Origin of the sequence: Bacillus sp. V33-4 (genome assembly GCF_002860225.1) — a bacterium.
Classification (GTDB): domain Bacteria; phylum Bacillota; class Bacilli; order Bacillales; family Cytobacillaceae; genus Bacillus_BJ; species Bacillus_BJ canaveralius.
Map to the genome: position 1 here is coordinate 44,404 of NZ_PGVC01000007.1, position 14,036 is coordinate 58,439.

Genomic DNA, 14,036 nt, shown 5'->3' on the forward strand with positions numbered 1-14,036 from the left:
ATGAGTTAAATTAAAGGACGGTTCTCATGCAACTGCTATTCAAAAGATTCATCCTACTATTCTTTTTATTGGCATACATGTTATTCATTTGGCTTCAATCGAGTTATTTTAATCCAGAGTCTGTAAGCAGCAGCCTTGCTTCTATATTTAGTTTGCCTGTCATCTGGCTAATTGGAGCAGCTTTCGAATTTGCCCATCTATTTGAATTTGGTTTATTGTACTTGTTTATCATCTTGGTTTTTCTTAGTTTTGGAGAGTTTACAAATAAGAAGGACTACATGGCAATCACTATTGCTTTCCTATATGGATTTATTGACGAAATTCACCAGGTTAATATACCATACAGGTCTGCCTCAGTTGGTGACCTAATTAAAAATACAATTGGAATTATATTTGTTTGGTGGATTATTCATAAGTATTATTTTAAAAATAGAAATTCCAAAATCGGCCGCATTTTAACAAGGATAACCCAAAGTTCTCAGGGAGTGTAATCGAGATGATGCTAATTAAAGAGGGAAATCTGAAAAATTTTATTTCAGTCTTAATGTTTAGTTTTGTTATTAAATGAAGCATGCTATCTACATTGTTTTTATAGATTATTTGAAAGTGTTCTTTAATAAGAACGATTGATGTATTATAATAAGGAAAAAGGTGACAACTAAATTCCTTTACTATTCTTCTCTCTTTTTTCAAAAAACGGTTCAAATTTTCAAAAGGGGATAAACATGGGAAAAAAAACAATAGCTATAGGAGAACATCACTTTCTTATTTTAAGTAAACACAAAAATGTTCTAAAATTTCTAAATCAAAATTTCCAACAATGTAATCCTCAGGACAATGTAGAGCGATATATGCAAATAAGAATCGAAGGCGACTATGGGATACCTTTCGTTGGCTACAAGGTGGAAGTGATTAAATCAGTGGATAAGATCTGTTTCCGAAGAGCCGATTACCAAATAGAAACGGATTTAGATCACAAGACTGCAACAGTTCGTGTATACAACGATCTGGCGTTAAAACACGCCCTCATGAACCTATACAGCTCTTTTATCCTCCATCACAATTGGGGCCTTCTGATTCATTCCTCTTGTGCAATCGATAAGGGGGAGGCACATATTTTTGCAGGGCAATCGGGAGCAGGTAAGTCAACGGCTGCAAGGTTGTCGCACCCTCGGGACGTTCTTTCCGATGAAGCAACGCTTGTGAAAATTACTCCTGATGCTGTCACTGTCTTTAATTCTCCGTTCCGCAGTGAAATCACAGCGAATGGACCGGGGGAGTCAGCCCCTTTGGCAAGCATTCAGATTTTGTACCATGCCCTGGAAAATAACAGAGTGAAACTGAGAAAGCCGGATGCCCTGATCCACCTGATGGATAAAGTTTTTTATTGGGCACACAGCCCGGAAGAAACGAATCGGATTCTCGGATTATTAAGAACCATGGTTGGTACGGTTCCTTCATATGAACTTCATTTTAAAAAAGATCAAACATTTTGGGAGTTGATTTCATAATGAATCAATATGTACATAAGAATAACTATGAGGCCACCCAACTTGAAGATGAGTGGATTATTCTAAATACAGTTGATTACACCGTGACGAGGTTAAATGAAACAGGGGGATTCTGCTGGACCTTGTTAAGTGAAGCTCAATCAGTAGAATCGCTTAGTGATGCTATTCAACAGAAGTTTTGTCCTGATAGTGATACTGTGAAAGCGGACGTTGAAGCATTTCTGGCAAATCTTATGGAATGTGGATTGATTCATCATGATATTCGATAAGGCGACCATCGACCTATTCAAAAAAACCGTTAGTAAGGATGGGTTCATTGATCTGCCCGCGCAGGGGAACAGTATGTTTCCGTTGATTCAAACGGGTGATATTTGTCGGTTTGTTATATGCGACCCCTGGCAATTAATGAAAGGTGAAATTGTTTTATACCACTCTAGAACCGGGCGAATAATTGCCCATCGCTTTTACGAGCAGAAAACAATGAATTATATGAGATATTATTTTTTAAAAGGTGATACGAACCTCGGTTTTGATCAACCAATTAATGAATATCAAATCATAGGAAAGCTAACTTTTATACAGAAGGCTGAAAAGAAAATCAGTGTTGCAAATCATGCAGCTGCCTTGTGGGGGAGGTTAATTCTGAAATTACCAGTCATTTCCGGGATGCTGCGCAAATATTTAAATTGGAAGAGCCACTATCAATATTAATGGAGTGTCCCTATCATTGACCAGAAAAGACAGCAAACCGTCAATATTGTGAAGCCTTATTAATATAAATAGAACAGATTTTTAAAGAAAGGTAAATCTTTAGTAGCATTATCCCAATAACATTGGAAGGAAGGAAAGCCATTGTTCATGAATTTGATCAAGGCGTTATATGATCCACAGGTTCCCCTTCCAAAGGATTTTTATGAACAACTTTTGGAAGAACTTGAATACTTTTCGGTTTCATCACAGATATATGTTTTATTGAAACAACAAGGAAAACTGGAACAAACTCCCCAATTTTTCCAGGAACGGCTAAAGGAAAAGTATATTAAGGTCCTGTACCAAAACATCTTCATTAAAAATCAAACTGAGCAAATATTAACTCATTTTGAAACGCAGGGGATTGATGTCATTCCGTTAAAAGGTACTGTGTTTGCCGAAAAGTACTTTGGCCATATCGGTGCCAGGCCCACATCAGATATTGATGTGTTAATAAAAGCTGCGGAAGTAGAAAAAGCGATAGAGTGTGTGAAATCATTGGGCTTTGATGCTGAGAAGGAACGCATTCCTGGCCATTTCCATTGCAGCTACAGCAAAGAAATACCTAGGTCTCGAATACCTTTGAGTGTTGAATTCATTGGGATTTATTAAAAGAAAACACCGCGAGCTTTCAAATAGATGAGTTTTGGAAACAGGCTTTACCTGTAAAAAAACATATAAAAGAACTTTCGAGTTATCATACTTTCTATATGATAAGCCTTCATGGGTGGAGGCATAATTTAGATTCTCCGAAGTACTTTCTGGATATCATTCAATTGTTGCATCTTCTGCATGATGAGATTGATTATTCTCTTCTTTTTCAAGATGCAAGCAGGCACAAAACAATAAAGCGGATCATTAGGACGTTGTCAATTATATATCAGCAGTTTCCACACCTGGATCAAATAAAGAAATTCCCTTATAAAAGAAAAAACATAATTTGGGAATCTAATTCCTTTAAGAAAAAAAATCGAAAATCTATTAAGAAGTATGCAGATTTTATTGACTATCAATTCTTTAGTTACGATAGTGCGAGGCATAGTTTCATTGAAATGTTGAAATGGATTGCTCCTTCCGAAGCAGATTTGGTTACACACTTAGAAAAAGATAAACAAAAGAGTCAATTTAAGTATATACTCCTAAGTAAGAAGAGATTTATTAACGTCGTTAAAATGTTTTTTCTTCCTACAAAAGGTTGTTAGGAGCTATAACCCTGCAATTATTCTTTTGAAGGTTAGCAATTTCGGGTTAAAAGTTCTTAATTAAGAACTTTTTTTATAGTCTTATTAAAGAGGAGGTTAAAACAATGTCTGAAAAAATCTATTTACGCCCTATGGTTATTAGTCATCAAGCAATTAAATTTGAAACAACAGTAAGTGGTCCGAACTGGGATGATGATGATGATGATTGGGATGACGACCGGGAAAATGATGATGATCAGGGCAGTGATGATGAAGATGATGAAAATGACGATAGAAACGGCCGTAGAAGGTAATCACAAACAAAAAAGTACCCATCTGATGGGTATTTTTTTGTTTTTCATTTCTCCAGTAATAAAACCTCTTTTTTTTCATTTATCAATTGCTTATATTCCCCTTTTTGAATAATCTCCCCTTGGTCTAATACAATAACCTGATCAGCATGATTAATGGTGGAAGGACGATGAGCAATAATTAGGATAGTCATCTTCTTTTTTAATTTCTGAAGAGCTTCTTGAATTCTTATTTCGTTTTCCGTGTCTAAAGCGCTCGTGGGTTCATCCAACACTAAGATGGAAGGCTTTCTCAAAATAGCACGAGCTAAAACTAGACGTTGTCGTTCTCCGCCCGATAATCTTATACCTCTGTCACCGATTTTGGTGTCCAATCCTTTTGAGAGACTTTTTACAAAATCATCAGCAGCAGCGAGCTCCAAAGCTTCCCACATTTGTTCTTCTGTAGCATTTGGTTCCATTAAAAGCAGATTCTGTCTGATACTTGAATTGAAAAGGAAAGGGTCTTGTGGAACAAAACTGATACTTTTTCTTAAAGCTAATAGATCCTTACCGGTTAGTGGAACCCCGTCTATTAAGAGATCTCCACTTTCTGGATGATTAAGTCCCATTATAATGTCAACTAATGTGCTTTTTCCAGCGCCAGAGTGCCCTACTATTGCTGTCATGTAATTTGTAGGAATCTGTACACTGATGTTTCGAAGAGCATAGGTTGGAGTTTTAACATTGTATCTAAAAAACACATTACGGCATTCGATCATTTTTTTTACATATAGTGGTTTTATATTTTCATCGTCTCCAAAATCCATTTCTGCAGAACCCTTTGTTCTATTTTGTAGATCCAACAAAACCTTAAAGGCTGGCAGAGTTGAAGCCAATTGCTGCAAATTCGACTGGATACTTACAAACCGGGGCCACAGTCTAGAAAAAAGGAGAATCACTATTAATAATTTCTCTGGTTGGCTATGAAACAAGTTGACTGATAAAAAAATAAAACAAGTAATTATTACGGACAAAGCTAATTTGTAAGATAGCCTGGTGTTAGACTGTAATTTCACATATTTAACTTGTTCCTTAAGCATTCTCTTATTTAAAGTCCTTAACCATTGCATACGAGATTTTTCAAGTGTGTTCGTCTTAATATCTTTAATGCCATTTAGATTATCTGTAATACCAGCCAGATACTTTCTTGATAGTTGGGTAGTTTCTTTCCCTAATATCTTTGCTTGCTTAACAAACTTCCATGAAAAGAAAGCAAGGCCTAATCCACAGATTAGAACCAGACCCGAAATTTGTGCGGACAACCAGAAGGCAATACCTATTTGTATGACAGTAAAAATAAGATTTGAAACTAAGAGTAGAAACATTTTTATTCCCATGCCGACTCGATTAATATCTTTTGTTAAGGAATTGATCAAATCAGATTTCCTTGTTTTAAGAAAGAAATCCCACTTAACAAACATTATGCTTTGATAGATTTCTTCTTTAAGCCCATTTAAGAATCCTTGCTGAATTTTAACATCCCGAATTGCAATGGATTTCTCTAAAAGGCTCTGCCCAATGACTAATGTTATATAAACACCTAAAATGAAAGGCAACCCAATTGATTCAGGGAAGTCTTTTAGAAAATCTAATAATCCTAACATAGAAGAAGTATTGCCCATCTCTAAAATTCCTCCTATGCTTAGCATAGGAATTAATAAAAGCATTCCAACTCCATCAAGAAAACTAACTAGTACCATACCAAAAAGATTTATGAAAAGAATTTTTCCGGTAAATGAATACAATCGTTTGATAAAGTAAATTAATTCTTTCATTCAAATCCCCCATGTTAGCAGGTTATTAACCATTATTAAATTTTCATTTTTCTTAATTTTACATTAAAAACCACTTTTAAGTAACTGTGTAATGTTAAAAAGGCATTTATTGTGGAGAATTGTGTTATCCTTGTCGTGCGAGGCTCCTTTGTAGTTGGGGAATTGGACAGGACTACCAATCTAATTATTAGAAGTTTTTTTACGTCTTAAACCTGTGTTAAAATAAGCCTAGCTATTAAAATGTTGTGCTGGAGGAGTACATGTGAGTAAGGAATTTGCTGTAATTGGACTTGGGCGTTTTGGTGGCAGTATTTGCCGGGCTCTGGCGGAACAGGGCATGGAAGTTATGGCTATAGACAGTAACGAAGACAGGGTGAATGAATTTTCAACGATTGCCTCACATGCTGTTGTCGGTGATACAACGGACGAATCAGTTTTAAAAAGCCTCGGAATCCGAAATTTTGATCATGTAATCGTCGCCATTGGTGAAGATATCCAGGCAAGCATCTTAACAACCCTTATTTTAAAAGAGCTGGGCGTCAATAATATAACGGTCAAAGCCCAGAACGATTATCATGAAAAAGTGTTGCGGAAAATTGGCGCTGATCAAGTTGTCCATCCTGAACGCGATATGGGGAGACGGATCGCCCATAATATCGTCTCTAATAATGTATTGGACTATCTTGAGCTGTCGGATGAACATAGCATTGTTGAAATTGTGGCAAACAACAGAATCCAGGGCAATTCAATTATCGATCTTGATATTCGCGCCAAATATGGAATTAACATTGTCGCGATTAAACGGGGAAATGAAATCATTGTGTCGCCGCAAGCAAATGAATTCATTCAAAGCGGCGATATCTTAATCGTCATTGGCGCCGACGCTGACATCAACCGCTTTGAAAAGAAAATGATGTTATAAGAAACGCGTCAAGGAACACAATCCAAAGTTTTGCAACAAATGAAAGAAGCACCTGCCGGATGGCAGGTGCTTCCTGTCTTATAGAGGTTGTCGCATTATACTTCCATAATAATCGGAAGGATCATTGGGCGACGTTTTGTTTTTTCATAAAGAAATGGTGCAAGTGTATCAGTTATTTCATTTTTGATTTCAGACCACTGGGTTGTCTTTCGCTCCATTACCTTGTTCAGGTGTTTCGTTATCAACACCTGGGCATCATTAATTAAATCTCCAGATTCTCTCATGTAAACGAAACCTCGGGAGATAATATCCGGTCCGGCCCCGATTTTGAAATCCTTCATATTGATGCTGACAACTACTACGACCAACCCTTCTTCAGAAAGGATTCTGCGGTCTCTTAATACGATATTGCCGATATCTCCAACGCCGCTTCCGTCAATGTAGACAGAACCTGACGGGATTTTTCCGGCAACTCTTGCTTCATCCTCTGTTAAGGCAAGAACCTCGCCATTATCCATGATAAAGCAGTTTTCTTCCGCGACACCGCAATCGACGGCGAGCTTTACATGCATTTTCTGCATCCGGAATTCCCCATGGATCGGCATGAAGAATTTTGGCTTAATTAGACGAAGCATCAGCTTTTGTTCTTCCTGTCCACCATGGCCTGAAGTATGAATATTGCTCAATTTACCATGAATGACTTCTGCTCCGGCACGGGAAAGCAAATTGATCGTACGGTTAACACTGATCGTATTACCCGGTATCGGTGAAGAAGAGAATACAACCGTATCTCCGGGGTTAATTTGAATTTGTCGATGGGTGCCGTTCGCAATTCTCGAAAGGGCTGCCATTGGTTCTCCCTGGCTGCCTGTACACAAAATCGTTACTTTGTTTGCCGGCATCCGGTTGATTTGCTGGTGGTCAATAAAGGTTTCTTTCGGGACATTGATGTAGCCGAGATCTTTTCCAATCTCAATTGCTGCCTCCATGCTTCTTCCAAACACGGCGATTTTTCTGCCGTTGGCAACAGCAGCCTCCGCCACTTGCTGCAAGCGATGGATATTTGAGGCGAATGTAGCGAAAATAAGCCTTCCTTCAACTTTTCGGAAAATATCATGAATGCTTTCGCCAACGAGGCGTTCGGACATCGTGAAATTTGGAACTTCACTGTTTGTGCTGTCGGAAAGTAGGCACAAGACTCCTTCTTTTCCGATCTCCGCCATTTTTGTGAGGTTTGCCGGTTCCCCTACAGGTGTAAAGTCAAATTTAAAATCTCCGGTGTGTACAACTTGTCCGGGTGGTGTTTTGACAACAATCCCATACGAATCGGGAATACTATGAGTCGTTCTGAAAAAGCTGACAGAAGTTTTCCTGAACTTAATCACATCATCTTCTTTTATTTCGTGAAGCGTGGTTGTTCTTAGCAAGCCATGCTCTTCCAGCTTATTTTTAATCAATCCGAGTGCAAGCTTGCCGCCATAAATCGGGATATTGATTTCGCGCAGCAAATAAGGGATGCCGCCAATGTGGTCTTCATGGCCATGGGTCACAAACAGGCCTTTTATTTTTTCTTCATTTTTAACTAAATACGAGTAATCAGGAATGACGTAGTCAATTCCAAGCAGTTCATCCTCAGGGAACTTAATTCCCGCATCAATTAAGATAATTTCATCCTGAAATTGAACGGCGTACGTATTTTTACCGATTTCTCCCAATCCTCCGAGAGCAAATACGGCAGTTTGGTCATTTCTTACAAATTTCATAAATTATCATATCTCCAATACTTTATAGTCTTCGTTTTGTTGTTCATATTCTAAATAGGATCCGGAAACAGGCACCACAATTTCGATATTGTACCACATGTCCGCAAGCTTTCTCCGCACATCTCTTTCTGAATTTCCTTCGACAAATACGGTTTTTGTTTTTTCTCTAACCGGCACTTGTTTGATATTTTCTTGGTAAAACACTTTAAAAATCATTAAAAATCGCTCCTAACATCCGTTATCACTTTTTTTATTATATAAAACATTTCATAGTATTTCATTTATTTTCTTTAAGCTCCCTATTTCAGGCAAAAGGAATCTCTGGATAAAATGAAAAACTTATGTAAAATCACTGATTATCAATTTACAATAAGGAAGGAGCCCTTCGCAAGTTTTGAAGGGCCCAAAATAACAATTAAGCGATTGTTTTTTTGCGAAGTAAATCTTTCCACTGTTTCAAGAGCTTTTTGCGGAGCTTCTTTAACATTGTGGATCATCTCCTTACCTTTATTTTAAACTATCCTTGTCCAAAGTAAAGGATACAAACAATGTTTAAAATAATCATTTTGATTTTTTTATAAAATGGCACTCTTTTTTACTTATATTATATGATGATTCGCCTTTTTTTTTCATGGGTATAGTTGGAAAACGAGCAAGTTTCGAAAAATTGACAATTATTTGCGAAGGGTTTAGTGTTTATTCATAAAATGGGAGAATGGAAAAGGCGGGATTCAGTTGGGAAAGCTCTATGGGGCACTGTTCGTGTTAAGTTTAATTTGGGGAACTTCTTTCTTGTTCATCAAAATTTTACTTGAAAACTTGGCTCCGTCAGCGGTTGTATTTGGACGATGTTTGTTTGGTGCTGCGGCGTTGGCATTGATCATCTTTTTCCAGAAAAAGGAATTTCTTGTAAAAGGCGCTCCTTGGAGAAAACTACTGCTAGTCGGATTTTTAAATAATGCTTTACCGTGGTATTTTATTTCTGTGAGCGAGACGCAAATTTCGTCGAGCCTTGCTTCCGTTATCAACGCTTCAACGCCAATCTGGACGCTCATCATTGGCGCGGTGCTTTTTTCAGCACGGTTAAAAGGCAGGCAATGGATTGGAATTCTGATTGGATTTGCCGGCATTATCATTTTGTCAGATATCAGGCCAGGAGATTTTGTTTCAGGAAATTTATTCGGAATCGGCTTCATGTCGGCAGCAGCTGCCTGTTATGGAGCAGGTGCGCACCTGACAAAAAAATATTTGGTTGATTTACCGATTATACATATTTCGTTTTATACGCTATTGGCTGCAACGATGATCAGTTTTGTGGCGATGCTTGCCACAGCGCCGGATTCCCTGCCGCAGCTTGTGCAATCGGAAAACCTCCTTCCTTTATTAGGACTCGGTTCATTCGGTTCGGGGATTGCTTATTTGTTTTATTTCTATCTTGTAAAGGAAGGCAGTGCCGAACTGGCATCGCTTGTAACCTATATCGTACCGGGCACAGCTTTAATCTGGGGAGCAGTCCTGCTCGATGAAAGCATTCATTTATCGATGATTTTTGGTCTTCTTGTAATTTTTTCTGGTGTCTACATATCAACCGGCAAAAAAACTGGCAAGAAGGGCAAACCTGCTGCCGCATAATGAAGGGCAAGAAAGGGGAACAACATGAGTAAAATTGTATTTTTTGACATTGACGGTACGTTGCTTGACCACGATAAAAAGCTGCCAATCACAGCGAAAAAAGCTGTAAAAGAGCTGCAAAACAGCGGTGTTTATGTAGCTATTGCAACAGGACGGGCGCCTTTTATGTTTGAAAGCCTGCGGGAAGAGCTTGGGATTGAGTCTTTTGTCAGCTTTAATGGCCAATATGTTGTTTTTGAAGGGGAGGTTATTTACAAAAACCCTTTAAACAATGATGAAATTCAACGGCTAGTGCAGCAAGGAAAAGAGAATAATCATCCGCTTGTCTTTATGAACCACGGAACGATGAAAGCAACTGTAAAACATCATCGCTATATTGAAGACAGCTTAATGACCCTCAAATTTCCGCATCCAGAGGTAGATAAATCTTTTTACCAAAATCGTGAAATTTACCAGTCACTTCTTTTCATTGAGGAAGAGGACGAAGCCTCATACCTGGAGCAATTTCCCGAGCTCAGGTTTATCCGCTGGCATCCGTTTTCAATGGATGTTTTACCGGCAGGAGGTTCTAAAGCTGAAGGAATTAAAAAAATGATTGAGCGCCTCGGTTTTCAGATTGAAAACGTGTTTGCATTTGGAGACGGGCTGAACGATATTGAGATGATACAAACAGTAGGCACTGGCGTTGCAATGGGCAATGCCGAACCAGCATTAAAACAATATGCCGATTATATTACAAAGGACGTCGCAGAAGACGGAATTCAGCACGGCTTGAAGCATTTACAGCTTATCTAATCGCTGAACCGGTCGTAATTAGCATGGCGCTGCCGAGATAAAAAAACTGAAAAGTAAGGGACTGGAAAAGATAACGCCTCTTTGCCAGTCCCTTTAGTTTTTAACCCCGGCTAGATTATCTTTCAATCGGGATTGCATTTTCGATGATTTTATACGGGTCTTTTTTATCGATATGGTCATAAAACATGATCCCGTTTAAATGATCGATTTCGTGCTGGAAGACGATTGCTACCAATCCTTTTAATCGTAACTTGACCGCTGTACCGTCGATATCATAGCCTTTTACTGTAACTCTTGCATATCTTGGTACATAGCCGGGAATCGGTTCATCCACTGACAGGCATCCTTCACCGGCAGTTAAGTATGACTTCTCAACCGAGTGGCTGACAATTTTCGGATTGAATAAAGCGTAGCTGTACAATTCACCTTTTTCATCGGTGACGTTCACTGCAATCATTCTTTTCATTACATTAATCTGCGGAGCTGCAAGGCCGATTCCCGGACGTAAATTATAGCGGGCGGAAATTTCAGGATCCTGGCTGTTTTTCACATATTCCATCAGGCTGTTCAATATATTTATATCCTCTTCGGATGGTGGCATCTGAACTTCCTCAGCTACTTGGCGCAGTCCCGGATGGCCGTCCCGAATGATGTCATCCATTGTTATCATGTTATTTCACTCCCATGACCCTAAATTTACTTTTAGTGAATAAATTTCATCAAGCATTTCTTTAATTGAAAAACGAACAATTATTTAAAATTAAGACATACTGAATCCTCCTGGTTTATTAAAACAATTTAATTCGTTTTTCGGTCAGCTCTTAATACATTGTGAAATTTACTCAGTAAAATTATTTTATGATTAAGCATTATTAATTCTTCAACTAATTAACTGCTCACTAATAAAAAACGGACTCTTTCTACCGAGTCTTGGATTGATTTTCATTATAGGTGAATATCTTTAATATGTCGATTAGACTGCCGGCTATTGTAAAAAAACTGGTCAATCGATATAGTAATAAATAGGTTGGGGGGAGTCAAATGTTTAATAGAAAAACTGTCTGGCTTGCGGCTATTTACTTGATCGCGGCTGTGCTGCTCGCTGGCTGTCTGGGACAGCAATCGGCACCAGAGAAAATGTATGAAATCATGGAGAAGGTTGTTGCGCTTGAGGATAGCTTTGAAAAACAACAAGAACCGTTATTGAAGCTCGAGAAAGAAGAAAAAGAACTGTACGGAAAAATGATCGAGCTTGGAATGAAAGAATACGATCAAATTGTTAATCTGTCAGACCAGGCATTAACGATTGTGGATAAAAGAAAAAAACATATGGAAGCTGAGGTTAAAAGCATCAATGCTTCTGAAAAAGAGTTTCAAAAGCTTGAACGCATTATCGATGACATTGACGATAAAGAATTGAAAAAACAGGCGGACGATCTATACGGCACTATGCAAAAAAGGTATGATGCCCACCGGGTTTTGGCCGAGAACTACTCAAACGGACTCGGATACGACAGAGAATTGTATGAAATGTTCAAACAGGAAGACCTGACAATTGAGAAGCTTGAGGAACAAATCAATAAAATCAATGCTACTTACAAACAAGTATTGGAAACAAATGAACGATTTAATACGTACACAGAAGATTATAATGATTCGAAGCGGAAATTTTATGAGACAGCCGGACTCGGAATCGAGGAATAGAAAAACAGGGAGATTGACGTGGGTCAATCTCCCTGTTTGTGTTTATAATGATTCTCTAATTAAATGGATTCCTTCTTTATTATAACACAAATTTAAAAAATCCATTTTTATAGTACAGATGATTTTATTTAAGTGATACAGTTAATAAAATAGAGAAGAACTTTAATACGATGTTTAAGGTATAAAACTTAAATCAAAGTAATTGACTCGGTAGTTTTACATAGTGTAAACTAAAAACCATATGAAGATTATTGTATCAATATAAATGTAAAGTGAATTGATACAGAATAAGTTGGGCACGAAAAGAACAGATAGTGTTTTATAACCGGAGTTTGTGGAAAACTATGTAGAGGTCTTTTTATAACTTTCCAGATTTACCGCTTTACCTGGCTGTTCACTGTTGGTTTTTGAAAGCCCTTTATCTTCAAGAGAGCAAGCGCAGCACCTAATGTTAGTGACATTGGGTATGCTATAGTAGTAAAATTTGCCCTTAATATTATGATTTTTTTAATGAAAGGAAGAGGTGACTCAAATGGCTTCTAAAACGAATAAAGCGCTATTCGAAGCTGAAAAGCAACTTGAGAAAACAGAAGAGCAATTTTCGATGCTTCAAATTTTAAATGAAGATGGGGAAGTCGTAAATGAGGCGGCAATGCCACAATTAAGCGATGAGCAGCTACAAGAATTAATGCGCAGGATGGTATATACGCGGATTCTTGACCAGCGTTCGATTTCCTTGAATCGCCAGGGCCGCCTTGGGTTCTATGCACCTACAGCGGGTCAGGAAGCTTCTCAGTTGGCTTCTCAATTCGCACTTGAGAAAGAAGACTTTATTTTGCCGGGATATCGTGATGTGCCGCAAATGATTTGGCATGGACTTCCGCTTTATCAGGCATTCTTGTTTTCACGCGGCCATTTTAAAGGCAACCAAATCCCTGAAGGAGTTAATGTCATATCTCCGCAGATCATTATCGGTGCCCAGATCGTTCAGGCTGCCGGTGTTGCACTCGGAATGAAAAAGCGCAAACAAAAGTCTGTTGCGATTACGTATACAGGAGACGGTGGTGCTTCCCAGGGAGATTTCTATGAAGGAATGAACTTTGCAGGTGCATTTAAAGCTCCGGCTATTTTCGTTGTTCAAAATAACCGATTTGCTATTTCTACTCCTGTTGAAAAACAATCAGCAGCGAAAACTATCGCGCAAAAAGCAGTTGCAGCGGGAATTCCGGGTATACAAGTAGACGGGATGGATCCGTTGGCAGTTTATGTTGCCGTTCGTGAAGCTCGCGAGCGTGCGATTAACGGAGAAGGGCCGACATTAGTTGAAACATTAACTTACCGTTATGGTCCGCATACGATGGCGGGTGATGATCCGACTCGTTACCGTACAACCGATCTTGATAACGAGTGGGAAAGAAAAGATCCGCTTGTCCGGTTCCGTAAATTCCTCGACAAAAAAGGAATCTGGAACGAAGAAATGGAAAATGAAGTAATTGAAAATGCGAAAGAGGATATCAAAGAAGCGATTAAAAAAGCGGATGATACCCCTAAACAAACCGTTACAGACTTAATTTCGAATATGTATGAAGAATTGCCAAATAATTTAAAAGAACAATATGACATTTATAAAGAAAAGGAGTCGAAATAAGC

At 38.3% G+C, this 14,036-nt stretch carries 16 protein-coding genes; 12 read left to right on the forward strand and 4 right to left on the reverse strand.

What is annotated here, in order from left to right:
• Nucleotides 1–26 precede the first annotated feature (26 nt).
• From CVD23_RS03410 to CVD23_RS03435, 7 genes are all read left to right on the forward strand, one after another.
• On the forward strand, nt 27–491 hold the full coding sequence (locus tag CVD23_RS03410; protein ID WP_101665200.1) for a VanZ family protein: 465 nt from the start codon (nt 27–29) through the stop codon (nt 489–491).
• A 360-nt stretch (nt 492–851) separates the two neighbouring features.
• Entirely contained in the window at nt 852–1,511 is a 660-nt protein-coding gene (locus CVD23_RS03415) for a hypothetical protein (protein WP_257987912.1), read from the forward strand.
• Entirely contained in the window at nt 1,511–1,780 is a 270-nt protein-coding gene (locus tag CVD23_RS03420) for a PqqD family protein (RefSeq protein WP_101576445.1), read from the forward strand. The genes CVD23_RS03415 and CVD23_RS03420 overlap by 1 nt, the downstream gene beginning before the upstream one ends.
• 73 nt (nt 1,781–1,853) lie before the next feature.
• Nucleotides 1,854–2,222, forward strand: coding sequence for a hypothetical protein (locus CVD23_RS03425; RefSeq protein ID WP_257987914.1), 369 nt, complete (start codon nt 1,854–1,856; stop codon nt 2,220–2,222).
• Between the two features lie 147 nt (nt 2,223–2,369).
• A complete protein-coding gene (locus CVD23_RS22275; RefSeq protein WP_257987918.1) occupies nt 2,370–2,873 on the forward strand; it encodes a nucleotidyltransferase family protein in 504 nt (167 codons plus the stop codon).
• Nucleotides 2,874–2,896: 23 nt separating this feature from the next.
• The gene (locus CVD23_RS22755) at nt 2,897–3,463 is read left to right on the forward strand and encodes a hypothetical protein (protein WP_374702611.1); all 567 of its coding nucleotides are present in this window, start codon (nt 2,897–2,899) and stop codon (nt 3,461–3,463) included.
• A 104-nt stretch (nt 3,464–3,567) separates the two neighbouring features.
• A complete protein-coding gene (locus CVD23_RS03435; RefSeq protein ID WP_101665203.1) occupies nt 3,568–3,756 on the forward strand; it encodes a hypothetical protein in 189 nt (62 codons plus the stop codon).
• A 44-nt stretch (nt 3,757–3,800) separates the two neighbouring features.
• On the opposite strand, the gene CVD23_RS03440 is transcribed toward CVD23_RS03435, so the two are convergent.
• On the reverse strand, nt 3,801–5,570 hold the full coding sequence (locus CVD23_RS03440; protein ID WP_101665204.1) for an ABC transporter ATP-binding protein: 1,770 nt from the start codon (nt 5,568–5,570) through the stop codon (nt 3,801–3,803).
• A 262-nt stretch (nt 5,571–5,832) separates the two neighbouring features.
• On the opposite strand from CVD23_RS03440, the gene CVD23_RS03445 reads away from it, so the two are divergent.
• On the forward strand, nt 5,833–6,492 hold the full coding sequence (locus CVD23_RS03445; RefSeq protein WP_101576449.1) for a potassium channel family protein: 660 nt from the start codon (nt 5,833–5,835) through the stop codon (nt 6,490–6,492).
• A gap of 95 nt (nt 6,493–6,587) precedes the next feature.
• Here the strand turns inward: CVD23_RS03445 and rnjA are convergent, their stop codons facing one another.
• Nucleotides 6,588–8,255: a ribonuclease J1 gene (gene rnjA / locus CVD23_RS03450; protein WP_101576450.1), complete on the reverse strand. Its 1,668-nt coding sequence runs from the start codon at nt 8,253–8,255 to the stop codon at nt 6,588–6,590.
• A gap of 6 nt (nt 8,256–8,261) precedes the next feature.
• Nucleotides 8,262–8,471 carry a DNA-dependent RNA polymerase subunit epsilon gene (locus tag CVD23_RS03455; RefSeq protein ID WP_101576451.1) on the reverse strand — a complete coding sequence of 70 codons (210 nt, stop codon included), beginning with the start codon at nt 8,469–8,471 and terminating at the stop codon, nt 8,262–8,264.
• 519 nt (nt 8,472–8,990) lie between these two features.
• Between CVD23_RS03455 and CVD23_RS03460 the strand changes: the two genes are divergently transcribed.
• Together CVD23_RS03460 and CVD23_RS03465 are read left to right on the forward strand one after the other, a co-directional pair.
• Nucleotides 8,991–9,887 carry a DMT family transporter gene (locus tag CVD23_RS03460; RefSeq protein WP_101665205.1) on the forward strand — a complete coding sequence of 299 codons (897 nt, stop codon included), beginning with the start codon at nt 8,991–8,993 and terminating at the stop codon, nt 9,885–9,887.
• 24 nt (nt 9,888–9,911) lie between these two features.
• Nucleotides 9,912–10,682 carry a Cof-type HAD-IIB family hydrolase gene (locus tag CVD23_RS03465; protein WP_101665206.1) on the forward strand — a complete coding sequence of 257 codons (771 nt, stop codon included), beginning with the start codon at nt 9,912–9,914 and terminating at the stop codon, nt 10,680–10,682.
• Nucleotides 10,683–10,797: 115 nt separating this feature from the next.
• On the opposite strand, the gene def is transcribed toward CVD23_RS03465, so the two are convergent.
• Nucleotides 10,798–11,352 (reverse strand): peptide deformylase, encoded by a 555-nt coding sequence (gene def / locus CVD23_RS03470; protein ID WP_101576454.1) that lies wholly within the window; start codon nt 11,350–11,352, stop codon nt 10,798–10,800.
• A gap of 371 nt (nt 11,353–11,723) precedes the next feature.
• Here def and CVD23_RS03475 point away from each other — a divergent pair, with 371 nt between their 5' ends.
• Nucleotides 11,724–12,386, forward strand: a complete 663-nt coding sequence (locus CVD23_RS03475) for a YkyA family protein (protein ID WP_101665207.1) — start codon at nt 11,724–11,726, stop codon at nt 12,384–12,386.
• Nucleotides 12,387–12,918: 532 nt separating this feature from the next.
• Nucleotides 12,919–14,034 (forward strand): pyruvate dehydrogenase (acetyl-transferring) E1 component subunit alpha, encoded by a 1,116-nt coding sequence (gene pdhA, locus CVD23_RS03480; protein WP_101576456.1) that lies wholly within the window; start codon nt 12,919–12,921, stop codon nt 14,032–14,034.
• The last annotated feature ends 2 nt before the right edge of the window (nt 14,035–14,036 follow it).